The 26,790-nt window shown below is 34.6% G+C and carries 29 protein-coding genes and 3 tRNA genes; 17 read left to right on the top strand and 15 right to left on the bottom strand.

Annotated elements, in window-relative coordinates:
- Positions 1-145: 145 nt before the first annotated feature.
- Positions 146-1,408, top strand: coding sequence for a pyruvate dehydrogenase complex dihydrolipoamide acetyltransferase (locus ABWU52_RS00500; protein ID WP_353276997.1), 1,263 nt, complete (start codon positions 146-148; stop codon positions 1,406-1,408).
- Positions 1,409-1,535: 127 nt separating this feature from the next.
- Here ABWU52_RS00500 and ABWU52_RS00495 read toward each other — a convergent pair whose 3' ends face one another.
- Positions 1,536-2,414 carry an IS3 family transposase gene (locus tag ABWU52_RS00495; RefSeq protein ID WP_353277659.1) on the bottom strand — a complete coding sequence of 293 codons (879 nt, stop codon included), beginning with the start codon at positions 2,412-2,414 and terminating at the stop codon, positions 1,536-1,538.
- Positions 2,390-2,689, bottom strand: a complete 300-nt coding sequence (locus ABWU52_RS00490) for a transposase (RefSeq protein WP_064085359.1) — start codon at positions 2,687-2,689, stop codon at positions 2,390-2,392. The genes ABWU52_RS00495 and ABWU52_RS00490 overlap by 25 nt, the downstream gene beginning before the upstream one ends.
- 213 nt (positions 2,690-2,902) lie before the next feature.
- Here ABWU52_RS00490 and ABWU52_RS00485 point away from each other — a divergent pair, with 213 nt between their 5' ends.
- Positions 2,903-4,429 (top strand): acyl-CoA carboxylase subunit beta, encoded by a 1,527-nt coding sequence (locus tag ABWU52_RS00485; protein ID WP_353276996.1) that lies wholly within the window; start codon positions 2,903-2,905, stop codon positions 4,427-4,429.
- Between the two features lie 558 nt (positions 4,430-4,987).
- Here ABWU52_RS00485 and ABWU52_RS00480 read toward each other — a convergent pair.
- The 3 genes from ABWU52_RS00480 to ABWU52_RS00470 form a co-directional block, all read right to left on the bottom strand.
- Positions 4,988-5,332, bottom strand: a complete 345-nt coding sequence (locus ABWU52_RS00480) for a hypothetical protein (RefSeq protein WP_353276994.1) — start codon at positions 5,330-5,332, stop codon at positions 4,988-4,990.
- Between the two features lie 42 nt (positions 5,333-5,374).
- A complete protein-coding gene (locus tag ABWU52_RS00475) occupies positions 5,375-5,986 on the bottom strand; it encodes a glycoside hydrolase family 25 protein (RefSeq protein WP_353276992.1) in 612 nt (203 codons plus the stop codon).
- Between the two features lie 66 nt (positions 5,987-6,052).
- Positions 6,053-6,125: transfer RNA gene (locus tag ABWU52_RS00470), tRNA-Thr, on the bottom strand.
- 28 nt (positions 6,126-6,153) lie between these two features.
- Here ABWU52_RS00470 and ABWU52_RS00465 point away from each other — a divergent pair.
- From ABWU52_RS00465 to pdxH, 3 genes are read left to right on the top strand one after another with little or no spacing between them, the layout of a single operon-like run.
- Entirely contained in the window at positions 6,154-6,288 is a 135-nt protein-coding gene (locus ABWU52_RS00465; protein WP_255324779.1) for a hypothetical protein, read from the top strand.
- A complete protein-coding gene (gene mutM, locus ABWU52_RS00460) occupies positions 6,254-7,069 on the top strand; it encodes a bifunctional DNA-formamidopyrimidine glycosylase/DNA-(apurinic or apyrimidinic site) lyase (RefSeq protein ID WP_029237631.1) in 816 nt (271 codons plus the stop codon). The genes ABWU52_RS00465 and mutM overlap by 35 nt, the downstream gene beginning before the upstream one ends.
- Positions 7,070-7,084: 15 nt before the next feature.
- Positions 7,085-7,678, top strand: a complete 594-nt coding sequence (gene pdxH, locus ABWU52_RS00455; protein ID WP_353276989.1) for a pyridoxamine 5'-phosphate oxidase — start codon at positions 7,085-7,087, stop codon at positions 7,676-7,678.
- A 113-nt stretch (positions 7,679-7,791) separates the two neighbouring features.
- Here the strand turns inward: pdxH and ABWU52_RS00450 are convergent, their stop codons facing one another.
- The 4 genes from ABWU52_RS00450 to trmD form a co-directional block, all read right to left on the bottom strand.
- Positions 7,792-8,589 carry a phosphoribosylformylglycinamidine synthase subunit PurQ gene (locus ABWU52_RS00450; protein WP_064085770.1) on the bottom strand — a complete coding sequence of 266 codons (798 nt, stop codon included), beginning with the start codon at positions 8,587-8,589 and terminating at the stop codon, positions 7,792-7,794.
- Entirely contained in the window at positions 8,586-9,839 is a 1,254-nt protein-coding gene (locus tag ABWU52_RS00445; RefSeq protein ID WP_353276988.1) for a PstA family ABC transporter permease, read from the bottom strand. Before ABWU52_RS00445 ends, ABWU52_RS00450 begins: the two co-directional genes overlap by 4 nt.
- A 253-nt stretch (positions 9,840-10,092) precedes the next feature.
- Positions 10,093-10,470: a 50S ribosomal protein L19 gene (gene rplS / locus ABWU52_RS00440; RefSeq protein ID WP_214249838.1), complete on the bottom strand. Its 378-nt coding sequence runs from the start codon at positions 10,468-10,470 to the stop codon at positions 10,093-10,095.
- On the bottom strand, positions 10,467-11,165 hold the full coding sequence (gene trmD, locus ABWU52_RS00435; RefSeq protein ID WP_353276987.1) for a tRNA (guanosine(37)-N1)-methyltransferase TrmD: 699 nt from the start codon (positions 11,163-11,165) through the stop codon (positions 10,467-10,469). The genes rplS and trmD overlap by 4 nt, the downstream gene beginning before the upstream one ends.
- A gap of 65 nt (positions 11,166-11,230) precedes the next feature.
- Here trmD and purC point away from each other — a divergent pair, with 65 nt between their 5' ends.
- Positions 11,231-11,953, top strand: coding sequence for a phosphoribosylaminoimidazolesuccinocarboxamide synthase (gene purC / locus ABWU52_RS00430; protein WP_353276986.1), 723 nt, complete (start codon positions 11,231-11,233; stop codon positions 11,951-11,953).
- On the opposite strand, the gene purM is transcribed toward purC, so the two are convergent.
- Entirely contained in the window at positions 11,950-12,987 is a 1,038-nt protein-coding gene (purM, locus tag ABWU52_RS00425; protein WP_353276984.1) for a phosphoribosylformylglycinamidine cyclo-ligase, read from the bottom strand. The two genes, purC and purM, sit on opposite strands and share 4 nt — an antisense overlap.
- Before the next feature lie 137 nt (positions 12,988-13,124).
- Here purM and ABWU52_RS00420 point away from each other — a divergent pair, with 137 nt between their 5' ends.
- The 3 genes from ABWU52_RS00420 to ABWU52_RS00410 all read left to right on the top strand — a co-directional run bounded on the left by ABWU52_RS00420 (position 13,125) and on the right by ABWU52_RS00410 (position 14,227).
- A complete protein-coding gene (locus tag ABWU52_RS00420; protein ID WP_012481935.1) occupies positions 13,125-13,400 on the top strand; it encodes a hypothetical protein in 276 nt (91 codons plus the stop codon).
- Positions 13,385-13,750: a histidine phosphotransferase family protein gene (locus ABWU52_RS00415; RefSeq protein WP_125855783.1), complete on the top strand. Its 366-nt coding sequence runs from the start codon at positions 13,385-13,387 to the stop codon at positions 13,748-13,750. The genes ABWU52_RS00420 and ABWU52_RS00415 overlap by 16 nt, the downstream gene beginning before the upstream one ends.
- A 336-nt stretch (positions 13,751-14,086) precedes the next feature.
- A complete protein-coding gene (locus ABWU52_RS00410) occupies positions 14,087-14,227 on the top strand; it encodes a hypothetical protein (protein ID WP_019078704.1) in 141 nt (46 codons plus the stop codon).
- Positions 14,228-14,276: 49 nt separating this feature from the next.
- On the opposite strand, the gene ABWU52_RS00405 is transcribed toward ABWU52_RS00410, so the two are convergent.
- On the bottom strand, positions 14,277-15,155 hold the full coding sequence (locus ABWU52_RS00405; RefSeq protein WP_353277659.1) for an IS3 family transposase: 879 nt from the start codon (positions 15,153-15,155) through the stop codon (positions 14,277-14,279).
- Positions 15,131-15,430, bottom strand: coding sequence for a transposase (locus tag ABWU52_RS00400; protein WP_064085359.1), 300 nt, complete (start codon positions 15,428-15,430; stop codon positions 15,131-15,133). The genes ABWU52_RS00405 and ABWU52_RS00400 overlap by 25 nt, the downstream gene beginning before the upstream one ends.
- A 175-nt stretch (positions 15,431-15,605) precedes the next feature.
- Here ABWU52_RS00400 and ABWU52_RS00395 point away from each other — a divergent pair, with 175 nt between their 5' ends.
- The 5 genes from ABWU52_RS00395 (at position 15,606) to ABWU52_RS00375 (ending at position 20,582) form a co-directional block, all read left to right on the top strand.
- Positions 15,606-16,472: a tetratricopeptide repeat protein gene (locus ABWU52_RS00395; RefSeq protein ID WP_353276982.1), complete on the top strand. Its 867-nt coding sequence runs from the start codon at positions 15,606-15,608 to the stop codon at positions 16,470-16,472.
- Between the two features lie 64 nt (positions 16,473-16,536).
- A tRNA-Val gene (locus ABWU52_RS00390) sits at positions 16,537-16,609 on the top strand.
- A 51-nt stretch (positions 16,610-16,660) separates the two neighbouring features.
- Positions 16,661-19,363, top strand: a complete 2,703-nt coding sequence (gene gyrA, locus ABWU52_RS00385; RefSeq protein ID WP_353276980.1) for a DNA topoisomerase (ATP-hydrolyzing) subunit A — start codon at positions 16,661-16,663, stop codon at positions 19,361-19,363.
- Between the two features lie 94 nt (positions 19,364-19,457).
- Positions 19,458-20,057: a ubiquinol-cytochrome c reductase iron-sulfur subunit gene (gene petA / locus ABWU52_RS00380; protein ID WP_353276978.1), complete on the top strand. Its 600-nt coding sequence runs from the start codon at positions 19,458-19,460 to the stop codon at positions 20,055-20,057.
- A gap of 366 nt (positions 20,058-20,423) precedes the next feature.
- The gene (locus ABWU52_RS00375) at positions 20,424-20,582 is read left to right on the top strand and encodes a hypothetical protein (RefSeq protein WP_353276976.1); all 159 of its coding nucleotides are present in this window, start codon (positions 20,424-20,426) and stop codon (positions 20,580-20,582) included.
- A 451-nt stretch (positions 20,583-21,033) separates the two neighbouring features.
- Here ABWU52_RS00375 and tldD read toward each other — a convergent pair whose 3' ends face one another.
- Positions 21,034-22,464 (bottom strand): metalloprotease TldD, encoded by a 1,431-nt coding sequence (gene tldD, locus ABWU52_RS00370; protein ID WP_353276975.1) that lies wholly within the window; start codon positions 22,462-22,464, stop codon positions 21,034-21,036.
- Between the two features lie 62 nt (positions 22,465-22,526).
- Between tldD and ABWU52_RS00365 the strand changes: the two genes are divergently transcribed.
- The 3 genes from ABWU52_RS00365 to ABWU52_RS00355 all read left to right on the top strand — a co-directional run bounded on the left by ABWU52_RS00365 (position 22,527) and on the right by ABWU52_RS00355 (position 24,880).
- A tRNA-Leu gene (locus ABWU52_RS00365) sits at positions 22,527-22,611 on the top strand.
- Between the two features lie 68 nt (positions 22,612-22,679).
- Positions 22,680-23,147, top strand: a complete 468-nt coding sequence (locus tag ABWU52_RS00360) for a hypothetical protein (protein ID WP_410541980.1) — start codon at positions 22,680-22,682, stop codon at positions 23,145-23,147.
- Positions 23,148-23,959: 812 nt separating this feature from the next.
- A complete protein-coding gene (locus ABWU52_RS00355; RefSeq protein WP_353276973.1) occupies positions 23,960-24,880 on the top strand; it encodes a J domain-containing protein in 921 nt (306 codons plus the stop codon).
- On the opposite strand, the gene ABWU52_RS00350 is transcribed toward ABWU52_RS00355, so the two are convergent.
- A complete protein-coding gene (locus tag ABWU52_RS00350; RefSeq protein WP_353276971.1) occupies positions 24,868-26,166 on the bottom strand; it encodes a bifunctional folylpolyglutamate synthase/dihydrofolate synthase in 1,299 nt (432 codons plus the stop codon). The two genes, ABWU52_RS00355 and ABWU52_RS00350, sit on opposite strands and share 13 nt — an antisense overlap.
- Positions 26,163-26,747, bottom strand: coding sequence for a phospholipid-binding protein MlaC (locus tag ABWU52_RS00345; protein WP_353276969.1), 585 nt, complete (start codon positions 26,745-26,747; stop codon positions 26,163-26,165). The genes ABWU52_RS00350 and ABWU52_RS00345 overlap by 4 nt, the downstream gene beginning before the upstream one ends.
- Between the last annotated feature and the right edge of the window lie 43 nt (positions 26,748-26,790).

Here is a 26,790-nt window from a genome sequence, read left to right as displayed (position 1 = left end):
AAGCAATAGAAATAGTAGGATAACAGTAGTCAACCAAGATTCCAGCATCACGTACTAGGATGATATAAGTATCATGATTCACGATTAGATTGACATAGGGTAAAGAGTAAATTAAAAATTAAATAGATCTTTTAATGCAGAATAAATGCCTATAGAAATATTGATGCCCGCTCTTTCCCCAACAATGAGTAAAACTGGAGGAAAAATTGTAAAGTGGTGTAAAAAAGAACAAGATAAAGTTGAAATAGGTGATGTAATCGCTGAAATTGAGACTGATAAAGCCATAATGGAGTTTGAATCTGTCGATGAAGGAGTTTTGGCAAAAATTTTAGTGTCGGAAGGAACAAGTGGCGTGCCTGTAAATCAACTGATAGCTCTAATGTTAGAGGAAGGGGAAGATAAAAGCGCACTTGATCTAGCTTCTGCCATCAATACCAAGGTTGAGAAGGAGGTTGAAGCCGATTTTTCAGTATCATCCAACCCTTCGATTTCATCTAGCTCTTCAATGTCATCCCAGTGCGTGACACTGGGATCTAAAAAAGAGGATAGAGCAACAGAAAATAGAATAAAAGTAAGCCCCTTAGCTAAAAAAATAGCTCAAAATGAAGGTGTTGATATAAAGCGATTAAAAGGTACAGGTCCATATGGTCGTATCATCAAAGCTGATGTATTAGAATTTTTAGATCAAACTAAAAGCTATGAGAGATTTGAGGAAAATACAACAGTTGAAGTAAGTAATATGCGCCAAGTGATAGCGCAGCGCCTAGTTGAATCTAAGCAAAATATTCCACACTTTTACTTAACTGTAGACTGCCACGTTGATAAGCTAATATCGCTCAAAAATGAGGTTAATTCAGCAAATGAAAACAATAAAGTAACAATTAATGACTTAATTATAAAAGCTGTGGCTTTCAGCATGAAAAAATTTCCTGATATAAACTCATCGTGGATAGATACTAAAATAGTAAGATACTCAAATATAGATATCTCAATTGCTGTAGCGCTTGAGGATGGACTGATTACTCCTATAGTAAAAAATGCTGATGAAAAAAGTGTTTTATCTATATCAAAAGAAGTGAAAGATTTAGTAAATAGGGCAAGATCTGGAAAACTAAAGCCTGAAGAATTTCAAGGAGGAGGATTTACTATCTCCAACTTAGGCATGTTTAGTATAAAAACTTTCAGCGCTATAATCAATCCACCGCAATCTTGCATTATGGCTGTTGGTGAATCTAAAAAACAGCCGGTTGTCATAGGTGAAAAAATAGAGATAGCAGAGATAATGACAGTTACTCTCTCTGTTGACCACAGAGCAGTTGATGGAGCACTCGGAGCAAAATTTTTAAATGCCTTTAAGTACTATATAGAAAACCCTACGGTGATGCTTCTTGAGCCTTTATTATTATAATAAAATTAATACCTCTTAGTTTATACTTTTGTTAGTTAATAGGTTTAGAGGTAAAATATGACTGATAAAAAGATAGAAAACGTTGACCTTACCCAGAAAAAGTAGACAGAAAGTTAAGACGTTTTTACTATGAGAATGATGAATCAAAAAGCTCAGGAATGCAATAGTTAATAGTAGAATGTCTACGCTGTTTATTATAAAAAATTTCTATATATTCAAATATTGCGGTTTTAGCTTGTTGTGCAGAGTGTTGTGAAGTATCAATGAGTAACTCTCTCTTAAGTGAACTAAAAAAGCTCTCTGAAACAGCATTATCATAACAACAACCTTTGTGACTCATACTAGAAGTAATATTTTTTGTACTTAGTAAAAATTGATAATTTTTAGAGGTGTATTGCGATCCTTGATCGCTATGAAATAGTAGATTTTTAGCAGATTTGCGCCTACCAATAGCCATGAATAACGCATCTATAACTAATTGCCTATTTACTGCATTACTCATTGACCAGCCAATCACCATGCGTGAATATAAATCTATTATTGCTGCCAAATATAACCATCCTTCATTAGTTTTTATGTACGTAATATCAGTTACCCATATCTTGTTAGGTTGATCAGCGATGAAATTCTGATTTAATATGTTAGGAGTTATAACTCTATTGTCTATTTGTGGTTTTTTACTTTTAAACTTTCGTCTAAGCTTAGCTTGAATGCCATTTTTCTGCATAACATTTTGCACTGTTTTGATGTTATAATTTTTACCTAAAGCCTTTAATTCAGCGTGAATTTTAGGAGCTCCGTATCTGCATTGTGATGCTCGATATACCTTCTGAATATCTTGTATGAGCTCTTCTCTTATTGATTTTTTGTTGTTTTTTTCCTTAGTAATCCATTTATAATAACCACAAGCAGATACGTTCAAAAATCTGCATGATTCCCGTATTTTATAGCATTTTTTATGTTCTTTTATAAAAGAATATTTTACTCTTTTTGGTTTGCAAAATATCCCAGGGCTTTTTTTAAAATGTCTCTTTCCCTCGTTACTCTTGCCAGCTCTTTCTTTAAATCAAACTTTTCTTTGTCACAATGAGCTACTTTCCCTTTTCCTGGAAACGCATCTACTCCAGACATTCTATCATTGTATGTTTTTACCCATCTGCTTAATGAATCACCGCTAATACCCAAATCTCTTGCTATTTTTGCTGATGATTGACCTGTTTCTTTTACTAGTCTTATAGCTTCAATTTTGAATTCTGCTGTATATTCTTTTCTTTTTGTCATACCACACCTCTTTGAAAAAACGTTTTATTTTACTTCAAAAACGTCTTAACTTTCTGTCTACTTTTTCTGGGTAAGGTCATATTAAATAGAAATTGCTAGCGCATTAATTATCGTACACATACACCGTTGCATGCAGCAACGGTGTATGTGTATAATCAATAGGATTTGTAAGCTCAATAAAGTTTACAACCAATTTGAAAGTTATTTTACTACATGCAAGACTCTGAAATACTAGAAACTCTAAAGATCAAAACATTAGAAGCCGAAAAAGGAGGAGGTCCTGATAGAGTTAACAAGCAACATGAAAAAGGAAAGCTAACCGCTAGAGAAAGGCTGAGTATATTGCTCGATGAAAATTCATTTCAAGAGTATGATAAGTTTGTGAAGCATCACGCAACTAATTTTGGCATGCAAAATGCTGATTTTTTAGGTGATGGAGTCGTAATTGGCCATGGTACTATTTATGGCAGAAAAGTTTTTGTTTATTCTCAGGATTTCACTGTCTTTGGTGGATCACTTGGTGCATCACATGCAAAAAAAATATGCAAAATTATGGATATGGCAATTAATGCCAGGATTCCAATTATCGGACTAAACGATTCTGGTGGAGCCAGAATCCAAGAAGGAGTAAATTCCCTTGCTGGTTACGGAGAAATTTTTCAAAGGAATGTAAATGCATCAGGCGTTATACCACAAATCTCTCTAATCATGGGCCCATGTGCTGGCGGTGCAGTTTACTCTCCAGCGCTAACCGATTTTATTTTCATGGTAAAAAATAGCTCATACATGTTTATAACCGGACCAGATGTAGTGAAAAAAGTTACATACGAGAACGTAAGCCACGAAGATCTCGGTGGAGCAAAAGTTCATACAGGTAAAACAGGAGTAGCAGATTTTGCATTCAATAACGACGTTGAAATGTTGCTAGAGATACGTGAATTCTTTACCTTTTTGCCAGCAAATAATCAAGAGTTGCCAAAACCTGTAACAATCTGTGACTTAATTGATGATGTTGATGAATCTTTGAACACTCTGGTTCCTAATAATCCTAATAATGCTTACGATATGTATGAACTTATTGAAAAAGTTTGTGATGAAAGGAAATTTTTTGAACTAAAACCCGATTTTGCTCGTAACATCATAATTGGCTTTGGCAGAATTGGAGGAAATACTATTGGTGTTGTTGCAAATCAACCTATGCACCTTGCAGGATGCTTGGATATTGACTCTTCAAGAAAAGCTGCGAGGTTTGTAAGATTTTGTGACGCATTTAACATTCCCATCATCACACTTATTGATGTTCCAGGTTTCCTGCCAGGTACAAATCAAGAATACAATAATATAATACAACACGGAGCGAAACTGCTTTACGCTTACGCTGAAGCGACCGTGCCGAAAATTAGCCTTATCACTAGAAAAGCGTATGGTGGTGCATATATTGTTATGAACTCAAAGCATTTAAAAGGTGATATAAATTATGCTTGGCCAACCGCTGAAATAGCTGTAATGGGCCCTGAAAGTGCAGTTGAAATTATATTTAGGCATGAAAAAGACCAGCAAACGTTAATCAAAGAATATAAAGAGAAATTTGCTAATCCATTTTTTGCTGCATCACATGGATACATTGATGACATTATAGTGCCAAGTAAAACAAGGCATCACTTTCACAAAGCATTAGAGCTACTTAAAAACAAGAAAGTAGAAAGAATATGGAAGAAGCATGATAATCTTCCTTTGTAACTTTCCTCTCAGTCTTTATTGTAAGGTCTACAGTGCCGTTACACCAAGACTAGTGCTTGGATTACCAATAACGCTAACTTTTGGATTCTTTTTTCTACAATATATTCTTACTTTAGCTAAAAATTACTTCCACATATTTTAAATCTGATTATAACTACAATTAGAGATACTTTTAGAGCTCAAAAATTTATCTTTGTCTGCAGACTTTTTTTATTAAACTCATAAAAAAATGTAGCGTATCCTCTTCAGCGTATGTGGGTGCATACACACATACTTAATTTCTGTCGTATGTGCTACTACATTTTTTTCTAATCTTTTTTTCACAGGGGGATTTTATGTTCAGAATTCCAGATACTTGACCTTTACTTTAGCTAATAAAAACCAACTGGTACCTGCGGTTTTTATAGCCTCAAAATTTCAATCAAACTTCAACTATCATTCAAAGAAACTTATAGTTATTCTTAGTGTTATTACTATAGCAGCAGTGCTATGATGATAAGAACATAGAAAACCTCTACAACCTTTGTTCTTTTAAACTTTGTAGTCTATTAGAACACTTTAAGTAAAGATACTCATAATTATGCCAGCTAATTGTGAAAAAGACTTTAAGTGAGAGTATATAAGTAAGATACTCACTACTAACAAAGATATACAAATATACAAAAGTTGTCTTTGTTTACTTTGCCAATTAGCAAAAAGCTTGTCTAATAAGTCGTTGTTCCTTTCTTTTAGATCTACCATTCCATCAATTGCAGCGCTGCTGCTTTTATTATCATTTTTTAGAGAGCTAACTAGAACATCTACCATAAAAGAAAAATTACTTTTATATTCATCAAGCTCTATACTTAATTTACTACCCAAAACAAATTCTATTATCTTATTAAAGATGTTCTTGAAGCCCATAACACACCTGTCAAAATAACTGTTCTAAAATTTTTAATAGCATTATTCTCCTGTTAGCCAGAACTTTTTTAGCCCTTCCAATGTTCCATTAAATTTATCTCTGTCACATGGTCCGATCCCTTTTACTGAATGCGGCTCAGGTCCCGTCTGACCATCAGTGTACTGCCACAAAATCCAGTCATTCCATCCTTTCGGTAAAATTGGACTTTCTCCCCATCTTGCTATCCAGAGTGGACATTTCGTTAAAGTTGGCGTTGCAAAATCTTGTAAAAAGTAAGCACTTCCATAAATTAGTGGTAAGCGCCCTGTTGCCTTATGAACTTGATTAACAAAATCTTCTGCCTGTTCTGGCGTTATATTGTTTCCCCCATTTTCTTCAATATCTAGAGCAAGCAGCACTTGGGAAGCATCTCCAATTTTTTCCAAAAAATGCTCTGCTTGATCTTTTCCTTTTTCTCCTACTCCAAAATGATATGCTCCCCAAAGCAATCCTTCTTCTTCAGCTACTTTTCTCCTTTCTTCATATGTTGGATCTACATATTTCAGCCCTTGTGTAGCTTTGTGCATAACTCCTAATATTCCATCTTCTTTCGCTAACTTAAAATCTATATCCTGCTTCCAGTGCGATAAATCTATAACTACATTTTCTACCATTTCTTGCTCCTACCTTAAACCTTATTAATTACTTTACGTCTACAATAACATGAATATAATTCAGTGTGCCGTTACCAAGATTCGAACTTGGGACCTCGTCATTACCAATGACGTACTCTACCACCTGAGCTACAACGGCAAGTTCACGTATTATGATAATGAATAACATGAAAAAAAATAAGGAAAAAGAAGAAGAGAGAAAAAGATTGGCAAAAGCTTTAAAGCAAAATATTCTAAAAAGAAAAAAACAGCAACAGAGTAGACAAGATGCCAGAACTCCCAGAAGTGGAAGTAATCTCTAACTTCTTATTTGATAAAATCAAAAATAAGAAAATAAGCAATGTGACAGTCAATAATTGTAATTTGCGTGTACCGATAACGAAGAATATTGATGATTTGCTAAAGGGCAAAGTTATAAATGATATCAAGCGTAGAGGTAAATATATAATCTCGAATATAGATGCTAGTATGGCTGTAATCATACACCTTGGCATGAGCGGAAAGCTTATATATGCTGAAGACAATCAAGCACAGAACAAACATGATCATGTGATATTCTTATTTTCTGACAACACTTCACTAATCTTTAATGACCCAAGAAGGTTTGGATTAGTGATTGTTTTAAACAGAGAGCAAGAACTAAATTTTTTTAATAACCTAGGAATAGAACCCCTCACAGATGAATTTGACGGACATTATTTACAGAAGTTGCTAAAGAACAGAAAAGCAAATATCAAATCAGTATTAATGAATAATAAGCTAATAGTTGGCGTAGGTAACATATATGCTTCTGAGAGCTTATTTAGAGCTCGCATATCACCACTTAGGCTAGCACAAGATTTAACATATATAGAGTGCGAAAAACTTGCTATCGAAATAAAAAATACTCTGAGTGATGCAATTGCTGCTGGTGGTTCAACACTGAAAGATTATGCACAACCATCTGGATCTGCTGGATACTTTCAAAATAACTTTTACGTATATGGTAAAGTGCAAAAACCTTGCAGAATCTGCAACAATATCATAACACTTATACGACAAAATGGTCGTAGCACTTATTTTTGCAATGCATGTCAGAATTAAATTTTATTTTTGCATATGACACTCTTACCTGAAAAAGATCCTTTTGATTTGTTCTCAAAGTGGTATCAAGAAGTACTTAATTCTCCGTGTAAAGAGTCAACTGCAATGACGCTAGCAACGTGTAGCAAAGACTGCATTCCATCTGCAAGAGTGGTATTACTAAAGGAATATAGTAAAGAAGGTTTTGTGTTCTTTACTAACGTAAACAGTAGAAAAGGAAAAGAATTGACTGAGAACCCCAAAGCTGCACTCGTATTTCATTGGACAGAATTTTCTAGACAAGTACGAATTGAAGGAGAAGTTATTCTTCTAAGCGGCAAAAAGGCTGACGAATATTTCTCTTCTCGAGCACGTGATAGTCAAATTAGCGCGTGGTGCTCAAAACAATCAAGAGTTCTGAAAAATTGGCAAGATTTTGAGCAGGCTATAGAATTGAAAGAGAAAGAATTTCACAATACACAAGTTTCTCGTCCTGACTTTTGGGTGGGATTTTGCGTAATCCCAAAGGTAATTGAATTTTGGCAAGAAGGTGAATATAGGAGACACACTAGATTTAGATATACTCTTGTTGAGAAAAGCAATTGGAAAGTGGAGCAATTATATCCCTAACGTTAGAGAAAGCTACTCTGCAGATCAAAGATAAGGATTTATTGTCATAACAGGACCTGATCAAGTAACTTTTTATGGCTTAAAAACTTGTTGTATGTAACGTATTGTAATACTTACGCAAAATATTTTAGTGCATTCTCAAATATGAGCATTCCATCACCATATTTTGGCATAGCCACTCCTGAACGTTTACATTTTTCTTTTTCAAGAGGCCAGTTATCCTGCTGAGTAAAAAATATTCCTCTCTCTGGGTGAGGCATTAAAGCTAAAACTCTACCACTTTTGTCTGACAAAGCTGCCAGGTCGTATATAGATCCGTTTGGATTGTAAGGAAATTGTAAATTTGCATAGTCACCATTTTCATCAACGTAACGCAGTGCAACGGAATTATTTTCAATCAATTGATTTAAAATATCTTGATCCATAAAAAACCTGCCTTCTCCATGAGCAACAGGAAGATATAGCTCACTCAGGCCCCGTAGCCAAACAGAACTACTCTGCGGATTAACTCTCACTCTAATCCAACGACATTGGTAATTACCTATATCATTAGAGGTTAAAGCTAGATTAGAGAATTCTGGAACTAATTTTACTAATATCTGGCAACCATTACATATCCCTATAATAAGCTTATCCTGAGATAAGAAATTTTGAAATTCGTCTAACAAGTTGTTTTTTATACGCAAAGCAAATGCATTACCAGCGCCAGTATCATCACCATAGGAAAAACCTCCTGGAATTGCAAGTATATTGCTTAATTTCAGTTCACTTGGATTATCTATAATATCATTAATGTGAACGATTTTTACTTCAATATTATTAATACCAAGCTTTCTGCTGCATTCCATAAATGCAAATGCAGTTTCTTTTTCGCAATTTAAGCCATAACCAGATAGGATTGTAATTTTCATGAATCAAAAAACTCGAACTTTCTTTTTACAAAATTTGCTATTAAATTCAAAGCAAATAGCATTAACAATAAAGCTATAATTGCAATGGCAGCAAGCTCAATAAATGCAATTTCAGGACTACTTGACCATATGTATATTTGTACAGGTAAAACAGTTGCCGGATCGAAGAAGGATGTAGGTGTATCAGCAATAAATGCTACCATGCCTATCATAAGTAAAGGGGAAGATTCGCCTAAAATCCTTGCAATTGCAAGCACTGCACCATGTATTATCCGTGGCAACGCAATCGGTAAAGAGTGATCCAATATCACCTTGATGTGAGGTGCACCTAGCGCAAACGCTGCATCTTTTATTGCAATAGGAACGTTTGTAAAGGCATTTTTTGTTGCAATAATAATATTAGGCAGCATCATAAATGAAAGAGTCATCCCGCCAACAAGCGGTGAAGAACGGGGTAAACCAAATATGCCCAAGTAGAGAGTCAGTCCTACCACACCAAATATTATCGAAGGCACTGCAGCAAGGTTATTCATGCTAATTTCTACAATACTGGTTATTAGCCTATTTCTAGGCATAAATTCATAAAGACAGATACCTGACATAATTCCTATTGGCAATGCCAACGCTAAACATACTATAATTGTCATTAATGAACCGATAAATGCCCCTAAAATCCCTGCATTCTCAGGCTCACGAGAATCAGACTTAAGAAACAGAGACTTATTAAAAAATTTTCTTACTCTTCCCTTCTCTTTTAACCAATCAAGTAATTTAGCATAATGATCATTCAAACATTTATTTTTATATAGTGAATTGATCACACTCGATGCGGTAAACCAGATCTCATATTCACCACTATCTTTCACTTTCTTACGAAAAAATTTCTCTAGTTCTTTGTAAGAATTACGACTTAAAATTTCGTCACTGTCTTTAAAATCAGTTTCTTTAAACACCTTACGTAAAGAATCGTTGAGTAAGCCAATGGACTTATACCGCAAATCACTAGGATTATTTGTTAAAGTAAGATCAGCATTTATTTCAACTGGCAATAAAATTTTCGTTACTGTTAAAGCACTATAAGAGTTAACTAATATACTTAGTAATATACATATAGGACACCCAACTGAGACAATCAGTGCTGTAAAAGAGCAAAAGCATAAAATGCTGTTCTTTTTATTTTTTCTTTTTACACGAGCATGTACGCGCTTAGATTGAAGTAACTTAAGGAAGTTTTTCTTTATTATACCCATTTACTTTTCTTTACATGAGGGTTTGAAAAGACTTTCCCCTTTTTCCAGTGCTTGACACTGAGATCTAACAGGCTTTGCCTGCAAATAATTTTTATATTTCTCATGAAAGCACAAACCAAAAGGAGAATCTGGATCCCAGTGTCAAACATTGGGATGACACCACAGCAGGAGGCAAAGTACAGTTGTGCGTCATACATTGGGATAATAAGAGAGGGTTTTGAGATGATACAATTGACATCACTCCCTATTGTATCTACTTAGATTTTTTTTTAACATAAGTAGTACGTTCTTTGATCCTTGCAGCTTTCCCAAATAGCTTGCACAGATAATATAATTTTGCTCTACGGACCTTTCCCTTTCTCATCACTTGTACTGAAATTAATGCAGGAGAGTAAACAAAAAATTGTGACACTATACTTTCTCCATGACTTACCTTTCTAACTGAAAAAGAAGAGTGTAATCCACGATTTCTTTTTGATATACATACGCCCTCAAATATCTGTATACGCTCACCCATACTATCAACTACCTTAAAAGTGACCTTCAAATCATCGCCAGGACAAAAAGCTGGCATCTCTTTGGCTAATCTTTGTATTTGTTGTTCGTTAAATTTTTCAAGCAAGTTTGTCATTTATCATCTCCATTCAACAATTCAGGTCGACGTTCCTTTGTTCTGACATATGACTGTTCCCTTCTCCAATCACTTATTTTTCTGTGATTGCCAGACAACAGAACCTCAGGAACTTTATACCTACTCCACTGCTCAGGCCTAGTATATTGAGGATATTCAAGCATACCGCCACTATAACTAAAACTTTCTTCAGCAACGCTATCGAAATTATTTACTACACCTGGAAGAAGCCTAATACATGCATCAAGAACCACCATTGCAGCTGGCTCACCTCCCGAAAGTATATAATCTCCAATACTTAACTCATAAGGAGTATACACATCAATTACTCTTTGGTCAACACCTTCAAATCGACCACACAATATTGTTACATGAGGAATTTCTGTTAGCTCCTTTGCAATGCTCTGATTAAATTTTGTACCAGATGGAGTCATATAAATAAATCTAGTATTTTTATGAGCAGAAAGCACATTATCAACTGCATTACCAATCACATCTGGGCGCATAACCATCCCTGCTCCACCTCCATATGGAACATCATCCACAGTTGAATGTTTATCTTTAGCAAAAGAACGAATATTTACTATTTCAAGATTCCATATTTTTTTTTCCAACGCTCTTCCAGCAAGAGAATAGTTCAAAAACCCGGGGAACATTTCTGGAAATATGGTTAACACTGTAACACTAAACGTCATTAGCAAATTTGTAGTAAACTAAGCAGCAATTTGATATTATCTTATAGTATACAGCTAAATTAATCATGTCACCGAATAAAATCATTTACGAAGGTAAAGCAAAATCCATTATAGCAACTGAAGACTCGTTAAATGTCATACAGCACTTTAAAGATGATGTTACAGCGTTCAACAAGGAAAAATATGAAATTATTGAGGGCAAAGGAATAATTAATAATCATGTTAGTGCTTTTATCATGGAAAAGCTTGAAGAAGCAGGAATTAGCACGCACTTTATAAACACTCTAAACGAAAGAGAACAGCTAGTCAAAAAACTCAAGATAATACCTCTTGAGATAGTGGTTAGAAACATTGCAGCTGGCAGCTTTTGCAAACGTTTTAATATCAAAGAAGGTGAGACACTTACATCTCCTATAATCGAGTTTTTTTACAAAAATGATGACCTAGCTGACCCAATGGTGAATGAAAATCACATACTATATTTTGGTTGGTTATCCAATAAAGAAATGGAAGAAGTTAAAACTACAACTTTAAAGATCAACAAAATCTTAGTCGACCTATTTTCAAATGCAAATATATATTTAGTTGATCTCAAGTTAGAATTTGGCAAATTGATAAACAACAGCACTAAAATCATTTTAGCCGATGAAATCAGCCCTGATAATTGTAGGCTATGGGATAAAAATACGCATAAAAAGCTAGACAAAGATGTTTTCCGTTTAAATCTAGGAAACTTAAAGGAAGCATACTCAGAAGTTGCAAAAAGACTGTCAGTAAAGTTAGACTAACTAAATACTACTCTATCAAGTGGAGGCTGACATGCTTCATCAAGTTTTCCAATAATCTCAATTTTTTCTCCACGCTTTTGGAAATGGCTTTCCACATCCTTCATATTATCGGGATCTACAATCAGTACTATACCTATGCCGCAATTAAATGTTTTTAACATTTCTCTCTTTTCTATTTTGCCTTCTTCTTTCAGCCATAAAAATATATCTGGCCATTTCCAAGAATTAATATTTATGTCTACAAATAAATTTCCTGAGAGAATTCTTGGAATATTGTCTATTAACCCGCCACCTGTTATATGCGCAATGCCTTTTACCTTTGGCATAATAGGCAACAAAGAATCAACATATATCTTTGTTGGCTTAAGTAATATTTCACCCCAAGATTTATTATTCCATGGAGATATATCATTATAATTTATACCTAAGCTTTTAAAAATATGGCGCACCAAAGAAAATCCATTTGAGTGAATTCCATTTGATTCTAAACCAACTACACAGTCACCTGCTTTCATTATACTACAGTTTGGAAGAATTTGCTTTCGATCAACAACACCAACCACAAACCCTGCAAGGTCATAGTGATTGTTACCATACATTCCAGGCATTTCTGCAGTTTCTCCACCAACTAATGCTATTTTAGATTCCTTGCACCCTTCTGCAATGCTCTGGATTACAGACAATAAAACGTTTTTGTTTAAAACGCCTGTTGCAAAGTAATCAAGGAAAAATAAAGGTGTTGCTCCTTGTGCAAGTAAATCATTTACACACATTGCAACTAAGTCTATACCTATAGTATCATGTTTATTCACCTCTTGAGCTATTAATAGTTTTGTGCCCACTCCATCAGTTGAGGAAACAAGTACTGGATGGTCGTATTTCTTACTCAGCGAAGAAAAGTCAAACAATGCGGAAAATGATCCTACTTCACTAATTACTTCTTCTCCTTTAGTCTTTTCAATAATAGGTTTAACTTTTTTTATTAGTTCGTTATATAGTTTAAGGTCTATTCCAGATTTAGCATAAGTATTCATAACGCCTTCATAAATCTTATAATTATTAATACTACATTAATGCTTTGACACAAAAAGCGCAACGAAACTTTCTCTTAAATTGACTACTACGTGCCTACCAATATAGGGTTAACTTAGATCATTTATACTTTTATCCAATGAATAAAAACATAATGTTGATAACAGAATGCCTATCAGGACGAATTCTTCATGATTTTGCTAGTTCTATGCAAGGAATAGTGGGTGGATTGGAAGAGCTTGAAGAAAACAACCCTAATATGCAAAACGAAGCATTGTCATTGCTTAAAGAAAGCTCCGATGATTTAATATATAAATATAAAGTTATGAAGCAAGCGTATTCTCATTCATCAGATAATTGCAGCTTTGTTAAGACTAAATCCAATATAGAAAATTATTTATTAAAAAAAAAGTAAAGCTTCAGTGGAGAGTAAGTGAATGTCCTACAGAAAACTTAATTGAAAAAATAAATAAGATAATTTCCAATATGGTGATAACTATAATCAGTGCAGTGGCACAAATTGAATTAGTGTCTATTTTACTGACTAAAACAGAAGATAAAACACTACTCACTATAAAAGTAGTAAATGAACATAAATCAATAAGTACATTATTAGTGAGCAAATTAACAAAAAAAAATGATATTCGTTTGGATACAAAAGACATTATTATCTATATGACTTCTTTACTGTTAGAACAGTATAACACTAAAATCAATTGCACTTGTGAAAGTAATTCACTGAATATAGGCTTAACTATAACTTGAGATGGCTGTGCGCCGTAGAAACACGGAAAGTGTTGAAGCTGTGCAGTAGATGAGGGAGGGCCCCTCGGAGCCGGTTTGCAAGAGCAGGCTTCAAACAGCCATAAGCTGCTTTGGTAAAGAGCTAAGGTAGTGAGCGTTATGGAAAAGGCACAATTATGTGTCATGTATGAAATAGAGAGACGAACGCAAGTGAACCACTGATGAAGTGTCGAAAGCGTAGAGACGACGTCAAAACCAGGGGGTAGTCGTTAACCTGGGATGAATCTACTGGGAGCTTGTTTACTGGGTAGGTGGCGTCCGGCATAAAAGTGGCGTGAATCTATTTTAGGCTATTGCATGGAACTACGGGAACCTGTCGTTTCGATGAAAAGGGAGAAGTCCAAAGAGCTGATCTCTGAGGATGAGAGTACCGATGCGAAAAACAGGGGCGGATTAGCTCGTAGTAGCGAAGAAGTTTCTGTAATGGAAATGGAGTGAAGGGGTGACCTTACCCAGAAAAAGTAGACAGAAAGTTAAGACGTTTTTGCTATGAGAATGATGAATCAAAAAGCTCAGGAATGCAATAGTTAATAGTAGAATGTCTACGCTGTTTATTATAAAAAATTTCTATATATTCAAATATTGCGGTTTTAGCTTGTTGTGCAGAGTGTTGTGAAGTATCAATGAGTAACTCTCTCTTAAGTGAACTAAAAAAGCTCTCTGAAACAGCATTATCATAACAACAACCTTTGTGACTCATACTAGAAGTAATATTTTTTGTACTTAGTAAAAATTGATAATTTTTAGAGGTGTATTGCGATCCTTGATCGCTATGAAATAGTAGATTTTTAGCAGATTTGCGCCTACCAATAGCCATGAATAACGCATCTATAACTAATTGCCTATTTACTGCATTACTCATTGACCAGCCAATCACCATGCGTGAATATAAATCTATTATTGCTGCCAAATATAACCATCCTTCATTAGTTTTTATGTACGTAATATCAGTTACCCATATCTTGTTAGGTTGATCAGCGATGAAATTCTGATTTAATATGTTAGGAGTTATAACTCTATTGTCTATTTGTGGTTTTTTACTTTTAAACTTTCGTCTAAGCTTAGCTTGAATGCCATTTTTCTGCATAACATTTTGCACTGTTTTGATGTTATAATTTTTACCTAAAGCCTTTAATTCAGCGTGAATTTTAGGAGCTCCGTATCTGCATTGTGATGCTCGATATACCTTCTGAATATCTTGTATGAGCTCTTCTCTTATTGATTTTTTGTTGTTTTTTTCCTTAGTAATCCATTTATAATAACCACAAGCAGATACGTTCAAAAATCTGCATGATTCCCGTATTTTATAGCATTTTTTATGTTCTTTTATAAAAGAATATTTTACTCTTTTTGGTTTGCAAAATATCCCAGGGCTTTTTTTAAAATGTCTCTTTCCCTCGTTACTCTTGCCAGCTCTTTCTTTAAATCAAACTTTTCTTTGTCACAATGAGCTACTTTCCCTTTTCCTGGAAACGCATCTACTCCAGACATTCTATCATTGTATGTTTTTACCCATCTGCTTAATGAATCACCGCTAATACCCAAATCTCTTGCTATTTTTGCTGATGATTGACCTGTTTCTTTTACTAGTCTTATAGCTTCAATTTTGAATTCTGCTGTATATTCTTTTCTTTTTGTCATACCACACCTCTTTGAAAAAACGTTTTATTTTACTTCAAAAACGTCTTAACTTTCTGTCTACTTTTTCTGGGTAAGGTCAAAGTGCTCTTTTAACTCATTCTAAATAGTATCTGCCAATTAATAATATCTTTATTATTATATTAGATAAGTAATTTAGCATTTATGAATTTGTAATGTGTTGCGTATGGTTCAAAGAAATAAGATTTACTGGTTACGCGCTGCAGCCAATGCCACAACACTAGGATCTATGTTTGTCTGCATGTTAATTTGCGTTGTGATTTTATGGAGGTCTTCTGTTACCTATGCTAGTGAAAATTTGGAGATACAGAAGGTCTTTGATAGTGTTGTCAAGCATATAAAAGCTGATAAAAAATATAAAGATCTTGATGTTCTCGAGAGAAAAAGTGACAAATTTAATATCAAAATTTCGCAGAATTCTGGCAAGAATTTTGACATATACTCTATTTTAAAAAAAGCAAAAGATTCCTTTGAGTTAGGAGATAGTGAAACAGCTACTTCTCTCCTCAATCAGATTATCGCAAGATTTCCTTATCATGAAAGTGCTTTAATTGGACTAGGGAATATCTATTACGCTAACAAAGAATTTAAAAAAGCTGTAGAGATTTACACAAGACTGTTAAAAGAATATCCTAGCAACCCTTATGTATTAAAGAATTTTCTGACGATAATCTCACAATATGATCCTAATTTAGCATTGAGTGAAATGTTGAAATTGTATGATACACTCAGAAATAGCGCCCCTTTATCAGCAAATTTAGGTTTGATCTATATGAAAAAAGGGGATTACGTAAAAGCTAAAGAATATATGAAAGCAGCAATTTCTTTAGATCAAAACAATATTTTTTATACCTATAATTTAGCTGTTATTCTAGATAAGCTCTCAGATTTTAAAAATGCCACAGCATGTTATTCAAAGTTGTTGAACATGTCAAAAAATGCAAGTGAAAGAATACCTTTATACAAGGTAGCAGCAAGACTAAAATTTATACAACTCCATAGTGCGCACCCAGCGATTCCATAAGAGTTGCTTGTATCGCTATTTTTGTTTACAACAACAACATTGAACTATAGAATTATATCTAGAGGGGCAATTAGCTCAGCTGGTAGAGCATCTCGTTTACACCGAGGAGGTCGGCAGTTCAAGTCTGTCATTGCCCATTAGCCTAGTTGAATATTAATATTACAATTATTTCAATCAAAGTATAGAAAATGCAAGACAACATAGTACCAGTTTCAATAGTGAAAGAGCTAGAGGATTCTTATCTCTCCTACGCAATGAGTGTGATCATAAGTCGAGCTATACCTGATGTGCGAGATGGATTTAAACCTGTTCATAGGCGCATATTATACGCAATGTCGAGGGCTGGGTTCGATGCCGGTAAACCGTATAAAAAAGCAGCTCGTATAGTCGGGGATGTAATGGGAAAATATCACCCACATGGTGACATGGCTATCTATGACTCCTTGGTCAGGATGGCTCAAGATTTTTCTCTTCTTTTACCACTGATTGATGGGCAAGGTAACTTTGGTTCGATAGATGGAGATCCGCCAGCTTCAATGCGATATACAGAAGCAAGGCTCCACAGAGTGTCGCATTTTTTACTAAATGATATTGACGAAGATACAGTTGATTTTAGGCCAAACTATGATGGAAATGAAACAGAGCCTGTTGTACTGCCTGCAGAATTTCCGAATCTATTGGTAAATGGTGCAAGCGGTGTTGCAGTTGGTATGGCAACCAATATTCCTTCTCACAACCTTGGAGAAATAATAGATGCTTGTATGTTATATATAGATAATCCTGAAGTTACTTTGGATGAGTTACTTGAAGTGATGCCAGGGCCGGATTTTCCAACTGGGGGAACGATTCTTGGAAGGTCTGGAATAAGATCAGCATTTGCAACGGGTCGTGGATCAATTGTTGTGCAAGGCAAGACTCACATGGAAGACCTGCCACAAGATAGGCAAGCAATAGTGATTGATGAAATACCTTACCAGGTAAATAAAGTAAAATTAATTGAGAAGATAGGTGAGCTTGTAAAAGAAAAAAGAATTGATGGCATAACAGAAATTAGGGATGAGTCTGATAAGTCTGGTATTAGGGTAGTAATTGACCTCAGAAGAAATGCTGAAGCAAGTTTTATACTTAATCAAATATTGGGACTAACTCCACTAAGAAGTAGTTTTAGTGTTAACACTTTAGTCCTCAACAATAACAGGCCTGCTTTGATGTCATTAAAAGAAATCATAGCTGCTTTTGTTGATTTTAGAAAAGAAGTATTAATCAGGAGAACAGAATTTCGTCTAAGAAAAACGAGGGAAAAAGCTCATATATATATAGGGCTCTACATTGCGGTCTTGAGCATAGATGAAGTGATAAAAATCATCCGTGGTGCAAAAGATCCTGCGGAAGCAAGTAGAGAACTTTTAAATAAAGAATGGAAAACTTCAGCTGAGATAAACACAATTATTGGATTAATCTCAGACAGCATGAGCTTTTTGAAAGACGGAGTGTATAGATTAACTGAGCTGCAAACGAAAGCTATTCTTGACATGAAATTGCAACGTTTAACAGGCCTTGAAAAAGACAAATTAGAAGCTGAGCTAAGTTCAATGATCAACCTGATAAAAGAATATATCGCTTTTCTTGGCTCAGGAGAGAAGTTGATGAAAGAAATAAAAAACAATCTACAAGAAATAAAGAACAGATTTGCTGTGCCGCGAAAAACTTCAATAGAGGAATCAGATACGGACATTGAAGCTGAAGATCTAATTCCACAAGAGGATATGGTGATAACCGTAACTATGAATGGTTATATTAAGCGTGTGAAGCTTTCTCATTATAGAACTCAGCGTCGTGGTGGAAAAGGAAAGCTAGGACAAGGATTAAAAGAAGAGGATGTAACCACAAAATTATTTGTTGGGAATACCCATACTAGCCTTTTATTCTTTTCTAATATTGGCCGAGTTTATAGATTAAAAGTTTATAAGTTACCTCTTGCAGAGCCAACTGCACGTGGAAGAGCACTTGTTAATATATTCCCGCTTAGCGATGGTGAAACTATAACTAATATAATGCCATTACCAAGTGAAAATGACGAAAATCAAAACATAGTTTTTGCTACTGCTCATGGGAACATAAGGCGCAATTCTTTAGCGGATTTTCACTATATTCCAAGCAATGGAAAAATAGCAATCAAGCTCGATGAAGGAGATAAGTTAATATCAGTTAAAGTATGCAATGAAATTGATCATGTTTTTCTTTCAACAAGATTCGGCAAAAGTATCAGATTTGTTGTAAGTGATGTGCGTCAATTTAAAAGTCGCAATTCAGATGGCGTAAGAGGTATCAAACTTGCAAAGAATGACAGCGTGATATCCATGACCATATTAAATGGGATAGGTGTAGCAACAGAAACAAAAGAACTTTACTTAAAAGTTCCACTTGCAAAAAGACTGGGGGCTGCGATTAATAACTCCATTGATTCTAAATTGGAAAAGACTTTGAATGATTTAGGAATAGATAACGAATTATTCTTAAAACTTGCAGTGAATGAGGAGTTTATATTAACTATTACCGAAAATGGCTTTGGTAAAAGAACTTCTGCGTATGAGTATAGGGTAACAAATAGAGGTGGTGTTGGTATTACAAATATCCTTACTACCGATAGAAACGGTAATGTTGTTGCTAGCTTTCCAGTTGAACAGGGTGATAATATCATGCTTATTACAGATAAAGGAAAGTTAATTCGTATTTCAGTAAATGATATCAGAATTGCAGGACGTAGCACTCAAGGAGTCACTCTGTTTAAAACAGAGAGTAGAGAAAAGGTGGTGTCAGTAGCGAAAATTGAGGATCCTGATTCCACTGAAGATAGTATTTCCGAAATTGAAAACTCTGTTTCTTCTTAACTATATAGCAAAGGTTAAGCAAATAGTGCAAATTTCTATTGATTAATCTATAGTATTTAAATTAAAATATATGTCTATGTTCAAGTAGAGATTGATGGATAAGAAGTTAACTAAAAATAAAAAATCATTGACGAATGAGAAGAGTAAAAAAACATCTCTTGTCAAAGATTTTGCCAAAAATAGGAGTAGAAGAGATTTTATCACATTAACTACGTGTGCCATGGCAGGTATAGGAGCTGCAAGCGGTCTTTGGCCATTGGTTAAGTCTATGAATCCTTCTGCTGAGGTTTTAGCGATGTCTACGGTTGAGGTTAATCTATCTGATATTCAAGAAGGACAAGGAAAAAAGGTAAAATGGCAAGGTAAGCCAGTATTTATCCGCAAGCGCACAAAACAAGAGATTGAGGCTGCAAGAGCCATAAATGTAGAAAATTTGAGAGATCCTGAATCAGATGAAAAAAGAGTATACAAAGGGAAAGATGAATGGTTAATTATGATTGGAATATGCACCCATCTTGGATGTGTACCAGTTGATCACGCTACAAAAGACGGCAACGGTTGGTTCTGTCCTTGTCACGGTTCATATTATGACACATCAGGCCGAGTAATTGGCGGTCCTGCACCAGAAAACATGGCTATACCTGACTACTTTTTTCCAAGTGAAAATATTGTAGTAATTGGCAAGAAGGCTTAACAGATTTTCATAATTAAAGTAATAAAAGTATATTGCATTTCAAGAAGCACACTGACTTCATAGGCAAAGCTCTTGAAGTCTATCAAGCTAATTTTATACTATGCACATATTCGGGTGATAATTAAGAAACTTGCCTGCCAAATCTTCAGAGTTGACAGCTAAATTTAAAACTTGTTCCTTTGCGTCAGAAAAATTCTGACTAACTTGCTTAAAGTTATTTTCTAACTCTTCGAGGATGGAGCTGAAATTAAAAAAACTTTTCTGCATTTTATCAAGATTTTGAGTTATATAGCTTAATACATAAAGATAGAGACAAGAGGGGAAGAGATATGGTAAAGCAAGAAAAAGCTGAAAGTGAGGGAATAAATGAAGTCACCATGTCAATATGAATTAAGGGAAAGAGTGATTTCAGTGGAATCGGGAGTCGCAATAGTAAAAGTGAAAGAAATCTTCAAAGTAGAACTATCTCCCAAAGCTGCACATGGACATAGAATATCCTTTATCAGGGATGGACGTAAACATTGAAGATCTTCCCCTAGAGCTGGATATAGATATAAAGTCATTTATACCATTCCCTATATTCGAGAAAAATATCACATGCCAAGAACCTTGTCAAAATTATATAATCTATCTCTAGAGCAGGTTATTGAGAATGTCAATCCACATAAAAGAGCCAGGTATTCCTAGCACCACTAAACTCACAAATTCATTTGCTAGAGTTTATAAGTTCTTGTTTATAATAATTTTATTATATCGTAAAACCATCTATATCGGCCTATTTAAACAGTATTTTACTTTCCTTAAGGATTTTTTAAAGATCACCTATTGAATTCTATGATATTATTTTTTGTGAGATTGTTATACACGTTATGGCAAGGAAGGCAAAGAGATTTGTTAAGTAGTTTTTGCATCTATATGAGCTACTTGAATAATGGTTACAATATTTGTACAATTGTACAGCATGAGCTGAGTTCGCTTAGCCCTTATCTACATATTCAGTTCCACCAACAGTTATTGCATCGACCTTGAGTGTTGGTTGACCAACTCCAACAGGCACATTTTGCCCGTCTTTTGAGCACGTACCAATACCAGGATCTAACTTTAGATCATTACCAATCATTGATACTTTTTTTAGCACTGTTGGCCCATCACCAATTAGCGTTGCTCCTTTGACTGGTTGTGTAATTTTACCATTTTTTATTAGGTAAGCTTCCGAAGATGAGAAAACAAATTTTCCTGATGTTATATCAACTTGTCCACCACCAAAATTTACTGCATATAGGCCTCTCTTTACACTGGATATTATTTCTTCTGGTGTATATTTTCCTGGCAACATATAGGTGTTTGTCATGCGTGGCATAGTAACTTCTTTGTAACTTTCTCTTCTACCATTACCAGTTGGATTTACACCCATAAGTTTAGCGTTCATATGATCTTGCATATATCCTTTTAGAATTCCATCTTCTATAAGCACATTATAGCCAGGTAAAGTACCCTCATCGTCTATGCTAATAGAACCACGCAAATTAGGTAGAGTTCCATCATCAATTACAGTAATGTTACTGGCTGCCACTTGTTTACCCATAGAATTTGAAAATGCCGAGATTCCTTTACGGTTAAAATCACCTTCAAGTCCATGACCTACAGCTTCATGCAATAATATTCCTGGCCAACCTGAACCTAAAACAACTGTCATCTCTCCAGCCGGAGCTGGAATTGCCTCAAGATTTACTAGCGCTTGCTCTAACGCTTGGTTTGCAACTTCTTTCCACTTCTTCTCAGAAACAAATTTACTATAAGAGTCTCTTCCACCGTGCCCTGCAGAACCTCTCTCAGCTCGGCCATTTTTCTCTACGATGACTAGTACATTAAAACGTACCAAAGGCCTAATATCGCTTAACCTGTGATCATCTTTTATTATTTGTACAACTTGCCATTCTCCATTTAGAGTTATTTTTACCTGCTTCACGCAGTTATTCTTCGACCTTACATACTCATTAATCTCATTGAGTAGTTTAATTTTTGAGCTCAGATCCATTTCATTTATGGGATTAATCGTTGAATACAGGCTTTTTGCCTCCTCATTTAAGTTTACTGAATTTGTTTTGCTTAAAGATGCTGAACTTTTTACCATAGAAGCAGCTTTACTAATTTCTTTTTCGCTAATCTCAGAAGAGCAAACAAAAGACGTACTATCTTCACAAAAAGACCTTAGACCAAATCCTCTTCTGATATTTAAATCCATATGTTTTAATATATTATCATCAAAAATTAGGGATTCTGATTGGCAAAACTCTAAAAATAGCTCACCACCATCACTATTGCTCAAAGCGTTGTTGACTATTTTATATACATTATTAATATTAACATTGTTCTGAGCAAAAAATATTTGATCTAGATTTGGCATTACCTTTGAGCTAAAAACTATTTGAGTATATTATTTTATTTTAACATAGTAAATCACAAAAAGCCCGGGTGGCGGAATTGGTAGACGCGCTAGCTTCAGGTGCTAGTAACTTTTCAAGTTGTGGAAGTTCAAGTCTTCTCCCGGGCACTCTGTATTGATTTTCAAGTCAATTAATGTTATGAGATAATATGCATTTACTGCTAGGTTCATGAGTTATGAGAAAGAGAGGCTTATTTACAGGAAAAAAAATACGAACTTATTCAAAACGCTTGGTTGCTGCACTATCTATTGCTTCTTTGATGGGGTATACAGCAGCATTAGCCCTAAATATTTCTTCCTTAAGCTTGTACTGTACTATTGTCAGCACTATGCTAAGTGCACTTTCGCTTGCTTTAAATATATGGTCATTAACTGATCATTTTAGGCAGTGTGGCCTTAATAAGCAACTCGATACCTCTTGGCAAGATAAATTAATGAAGATCTGCCTCGACATTACATCTAACGTTTCATTTTTAATAGGAGGAATTACATCTATATTACCTCTTGAATTTCCTATTATCCCCTTTATTTCCGTTGCTTTTTTTATTCTAGGTTGTACCTTTATGGCAACCAATTTCATTCGAACTGTGATTAGTCAGCCGCAAATAGATGAAACCAAAACCTCAAAGTTAGTGATCATTTGAACATTCAATCTGCAATAGCTGCCTAATTATCACATGTTAATAAGTTAGCTTATTTAACTTGACAAATTACGCCATCCCCCTTACTATGATAGTGAGAGTATTTATCCTTGTTTTTAATCTCTGCAGATTTAACAACAAAATTCAGTAAAAAACTCAGATATTTATTGGCAAATTACATAAAAATTATAGCGGCTGTATGTCTTTTAAATTTTTTCTACATTCAGCCAAATCGCGCTTAAAATAAGCGTTAGCACATTATTACAATGCTAATTTACATTATTATAGGGTCAAAACTCACTACAGGGTTTTTTTTTGCCTTTTTTTTTGCTTGGTAAATTTCTTGATATTTATTGCTAAAGTAATTTAAAAAAGGTGTCATTCCAGCGTGTTACGCTGGAATCCAGCTTTTTCATAATCATCGGAAACATTGTATTTTAACATTACTTTTATACTCGTAAATTTAACTAGATCCCAGTGTCTAGCACTGGGATGACAGCATCATAAAGGAATCAATGTCAGATACTTGAATGACATCACTATAAAGTAGATTCCTGTGCTGAAATAGAGGCTACTTAAGTGACAAGATAGATAGAACTGGCATTAACCGGATTTGAGTTACTCAAATGACCAATGAAAACTGTAACCCTAAACATTGAAGCACTATTATGCACTAAATGATAACTTTCATACACTTATCATGGTAGTCGTGAAAGAAATAATTCATACAATAAGCATGAATGAAATAATTGACATGATTTGGAAATTTATATATTATAAAGTATTAATAGTTAGTTAATTTATTAGGTGGGGATATGGGGTATAAGTTAAGAAAAAGAGAATATAATTATAATGAAAGTTTATTTAAAGAGATAGGCATTCAAGTACAAGAAGTAGAAGGTCGTAACTTCTTAGAAATATCTAATATAATAGCAAAAAATTATAGAAGGTTATCAAGAAAGTGTCACCCAGATAAACCAGGAGGTAGCGATGAAAAAATGCAGGCCTTTAACAGAAATAAAGCAGCACTTTTGCAATATATTAAACCACTAAGTGGAAAGAATCAGGGATTAATCATTCCTGAGGAATGGAAAAGGTGTTTACAGTCAATTCAGCAAGGTCAGAATGATAAGCGTACAAAGTATTATTTTGTTTTTAATTTGGTAAGATTCCTACTGTCCGTCTCGTCATTAGTGTCGTATATTTACTTGGGGTTGAAGCTATATAAGGCTGCTAATTTTACTGATGCACCTGGCATTTTGTTTAGTGCGAGCCTAATAACATTTGTTACAACTTTTTTCTTATCTGTTTATTTGATAGCTTCTGTAGTTAAAGAAGCTGTGGATTTGCAAAATTCTCAACGGGAACAAGGTGAAAATTTAGATCAAGAAGAGCTACAAGATGAAATGTTCAAAAGTAAAGCATTTAAATATCTAATTCTTACTTCCCAATTTTCAAGTTATCTTCCTCCTATTTTATTAATAGCAGGTTTGGTGTTACAGTATCAATCTAGTTGCGTAGACAGTAAAATACTCATTGGATTTGCTGCAGTACTAGATTGTAGTTTATTACTACACTTAGCAAGTGAAATCTACGAGAGAAAAGTTGTAAATCTTGTAAAAACTGAAGGAATAGGTGATGAACAAAATGTACCTATAGGAGCATCAACCGAAAAGCCAAGCAGCATTGTAAACCCTGATGGTGCTTTTAACGTCTCGGCTCATCAAGTAGGTTGATTATTCTCCATACTCAAATCTCTGGCTAAAAATAGCGAGCCACAGACTAGTATGGTTTTGACGTTTTGTATAGAAGCTTTTAGTATGTGATTTGATATAGCATCTCTGATTGATTCACATTCAATAGCATTTACTCCTATATTATTAGCTCCTTCTCTGATTAAATCTGTACTTGTTGCTTTAGGTTCAGATTTAACACAAACGGCGCATAGTAGTTTGATGTATGGCTTTAAGTGCTCTAAGAACTCTGCCACATTTCTATTGCGAGTGACACCAAAGATCATATAAACACCTTCAGCAAAATTGTCTTTTATCCACCTAGCTAACACTCTGGCACCATCATTGTTGTGTGCACCATCTAGAAATAATTGCCAATCTTTTGGTAATAAAGAAATTAAATTACCTTCTTTTATAGACTCTAGCCGCGCAGGCCAATAAGTGCTCTGTAAACCTGAAGCAATGTCCTCTTCTCCAATATTAAATCCATACTTCCCACTCAAAATGCTACATGCTGCAATTGCGTTTCCTGCATTGATTATTTGATGATCTCCTTTTAAAGATGGCAAAGAAAATTCTATTGATTGAATAGTCGATTGAAAGACCATCCTGTTATTCTGTTTTTCGCAATTCCATTCAAGTCCTCCTCTATACAGAGGAGATTTCTTATTTATTGCATGATGTTCTAATGTGTTCGTTATAGATTTTTCTTGTGGTGCTATTACGCAAGGAACATTAGGTTTCATTATTCCAGCCTTTTCACCTGCTATGGTTTCTACGGTAGGACCAAGATATTCTGTATGGTCAAGTGCAATGGAAGTGATGATCGTTAGGATCGGATTATCTATAACATTTGTTGCATCAAGCCTTCCACCCATACCCACCTCAACTAAAGTAATATCCGCTTTATGACGAGCAAAAGCTAAGAAAGCTGCAATTGTTGTGGCCTCAAATAGAGTGATAGGTTGTTCCGCAACTGCTATACGGCATTCTTCCAGTGAGTTGTGTAATTCACTATCATCGACATCAGTGCCTGCAACAACTATTCTCTCATTAAAATTCACTAAATGTGGAGAAGTGTACGTATGAACTTTATACCCTGCTGCTTGCATTATATATCTTATAAATGATAGTGTTGATCCTTTGCCATTAGTGCCAGCTATGTGAATTATTGGCGGTATTTTTTTCTCGGGATTACCCAGTTTATTTAGAAGACTTTTTATGCGATCAAGAGAAAAATCCTTTGGCCTACTGCCAATCGGCTTAGGCCAATGAGGCATGTATATCATAAATTATTGTTACGTTTTAATTCATCTATTACACTTGCCATGCCATTCGTGTCGATCTTTTCACTAAATTGAGAACGTTGATTAATAGCAATACTTATTCCACTCATTACAACATCGTTTATTAAGAAAGAACTGTCACTTTTAGTAACTTTAAAGTCAATATTTGTAAATTCCTCATCACCATAAGAAAATCTTGTTCCTATCAGACAAGTTTCATCGTCAACTGCTTTTGTACTCATTATGATCATTTCACTATTATTTATGTATTTATACAAAATTTTAGCGCACAAACGCGCGAGATATACTTCATATTCTTTTAGAAACTCTTCTTTTTCTTTCTGAGTAGATAAATTCCAATATTTCCCTATTACAAATCGAGATATTTCTTTGAGGTTAACATTATTCTGAATGATCTTCCGAAGCTTTTCGTGTATATGTTCTAAATTTTTTCTATTCCCTTTCATAAACGTATTATCTACTTGCTGCTTCATGGCAAGCACAAAAGTTTTGTGACCTATACAACTCGCGTAAGCACTTGAGGATATTAAAATAAAAATGGTTAAGAGCTTAATAACATTCATAAGATATATTTATTAGCTATGATACTAAAAATGCAAAATTTAA

The organism is Wolbachia endosymbiont (group B) of Villa cingulata (assembly GCF_964028285.1).
Classification (GTDB): domain Bacteria; phylum Pseudomonadota; class Alphaproteobacteria; order Rickettsiales; family Anaplasmataceae; genus Wolbachia.
Note: the sequence above shows the minus strand (reverse complement) of the source record. Positions and strands in the feature narration are given on the sequence as shown.

Excerpts from the sequence above, each read along its gene's own strand:
- ABWU52_RS00500 (WP_353276997.1), top strand. The coding sequence starts at position 146 with ATGCCTATAGAAATATTGATGCCCGCTCTTTCCCCAACAATGAGTAAA.
- ABWU52_RS00490 (WP_064085359.1), bottom strand. The coding sequence starts at position 2,689 with ATGACAAAAAGAAAAGAATATACAGCAGAATTCAAAATTGAAGCTATA.
- ABWU52_RS00485 (WP_353276996.1), top strand. The coding sequence starts at position 2,903 with ATGCAAGACTCTGAAATACTAGAAACTCTAAAGATCAAAACATTAGAA.
- ABWU52_RS00480 (WP_353276994.1), bottom strand. The coding sequence starts at position 5,332 with ATGGGCTTCAAGAACATCTTTAATAAGATAATAGAATTTGTTTTGGGT.
- ABWU52_RS00475 (WP_353276992.1), bottom strand. The coding sequence starts at position 5,986 with ATGGTAGAAAATGTAGTTATAGATTTATCGCACTGGAAGCAGGATATA.
- ABWU52_RS00465 (WP_255324779.1), top strand. The coding sequence starts at position 6,154 with ATGAAAAAAAATAAGGAAAAAGAAGAAGAGAGAAAAAGATTGGCAAAA.
- mutM (WP_029237631.1), top strand. The coding sequence starts at position 6,254 with ATGCCAGAACTCCCAGAAGTGGAAGTAATCTCTAACTTCTTATTTGAT.
- pdxH (WP_353276989.1), top strand. The coding sequence starts at position 7,085 with ATGACACTCTTACCTGAAAAAGATCCTTTTGATTTGTTCTCAAAGTGG.
- ABWU52_RS00450 (WP_064085770.1), bottom strand. The coding sequence starts at position 8,589 with ATGAAAATTACAATCCTATCTGGTTATGGCTTAAATTGCGAAAAAGAA.
- ABWU52_RS00445 (WP_353276988.1), bottom strand. The coding sequence starts at position 9,839 with ATGGGTATAATAAAGAAAAACTTCCTTAAGTTACTTCAATCTAAGCGC.
- rplS (WP_214249838.1), bottom strand. The coding sequence starts at position 10,470 with ATGACAAACTTGCTTGAAAAATTTAACGAACAACAAATACAAAGATTA.
- trmD (WP_353276987.1), bottom strand. The coding sequence starts at position 11,165 with ATGACGTTTAGTGTTACAGTGTTAACCATATTTCCAGAAATGTTCCCC.
- purC (WP_353276986.1), top strand. The coding sequence starts at position 11,231 with ATGTCACCGAATAAAATCATTTACGAAGGTAAAGCAAAATCCATTATA.
- purM (WP_353276984.1), bottom strand. The coding sequence starts at position 12,987 with ATGAATACTTATGCTAAATCTGGAATAGACCTTAAACTATATAACGAA.
- ABWU52_RS00420 (WP_012481935.1), top strand. The coding sequence starts at position 13,125 with ATGAATAAAAACATAATGTTGATAACAGAATGCCTATCAGGACGAATT.
- ABWU52_RS00410 (WP_019078704.1), top strand. The coding sequence starts at position 14,087 with ATGGAACTACGGGAACCTGTCGTTTCGATGAAAAGGGAGAAGTCCAAA.
- ABWU52_RS00400 (WP_064085359.1), bottom strand. The coding sequence starts at position 15,430 with ATGACAAAAAGAAAAGAATATACAGCAGAATTCAAAATTGAAGCTATA.
- gyrA (WP_353276980.1), top strand. The coding sequence starts at position 16,661 with ATGCAAGACAACATAGTACCAGTTTCAATAGTGAAAGAGCTAGAGGAT.
- petA (WP_353276978.1), top strand. The coding sequence starts at position 19,458 with ATGGATAAGAAGTTAACTAAAAATAAAAAATCATTGACGAATGAGAAG.
- ABWU52_RS00375 (WP_353276976.1), top strand. The coding sequence starts at position 20,424 with ATGAAGTCACCATGTCAATATGAATTAAGGGAAAGAGTGATTTCAGTG.
- tldD (WP_353276975.1), bottom strand. The coding sequence starts at position 22,464 with ATGCCAAATCTAGATCAAATATTTTTTGCTCAGAACAATGTTAATATT.
- ABWU52_RS00360 (WP_410541980.1), top strand. The coding sequence starts at position 22,680 with ATGAGAAAGAGAGGCTTATTTACAGGAAAAAAAATACGAACTTATTCA.
- ABWU52_RS00355 (WP_353276973.1), top strand. The coding sequence starts at position 23,960 with ATGGGGTATAAGTTAAGAAAAAGAGAATATAATTATAATGAAAGTTTA.
- ABWU52_RS00350 (WP_353276971.1), bottom strand. The coding sequence starts at position 26,166 with ATGATATACATGCCTCATTGGCCTAAGCCGATTGGCAGTAGGCCAAAG.
- ABWU52_RS00345 (WP_353276969.1), bottom strand. The coding sequence starts at position 26,747 with ATGAATGTTATTAAGCTCTTAACCATTTTTATTTTAATATCCTCAAGT.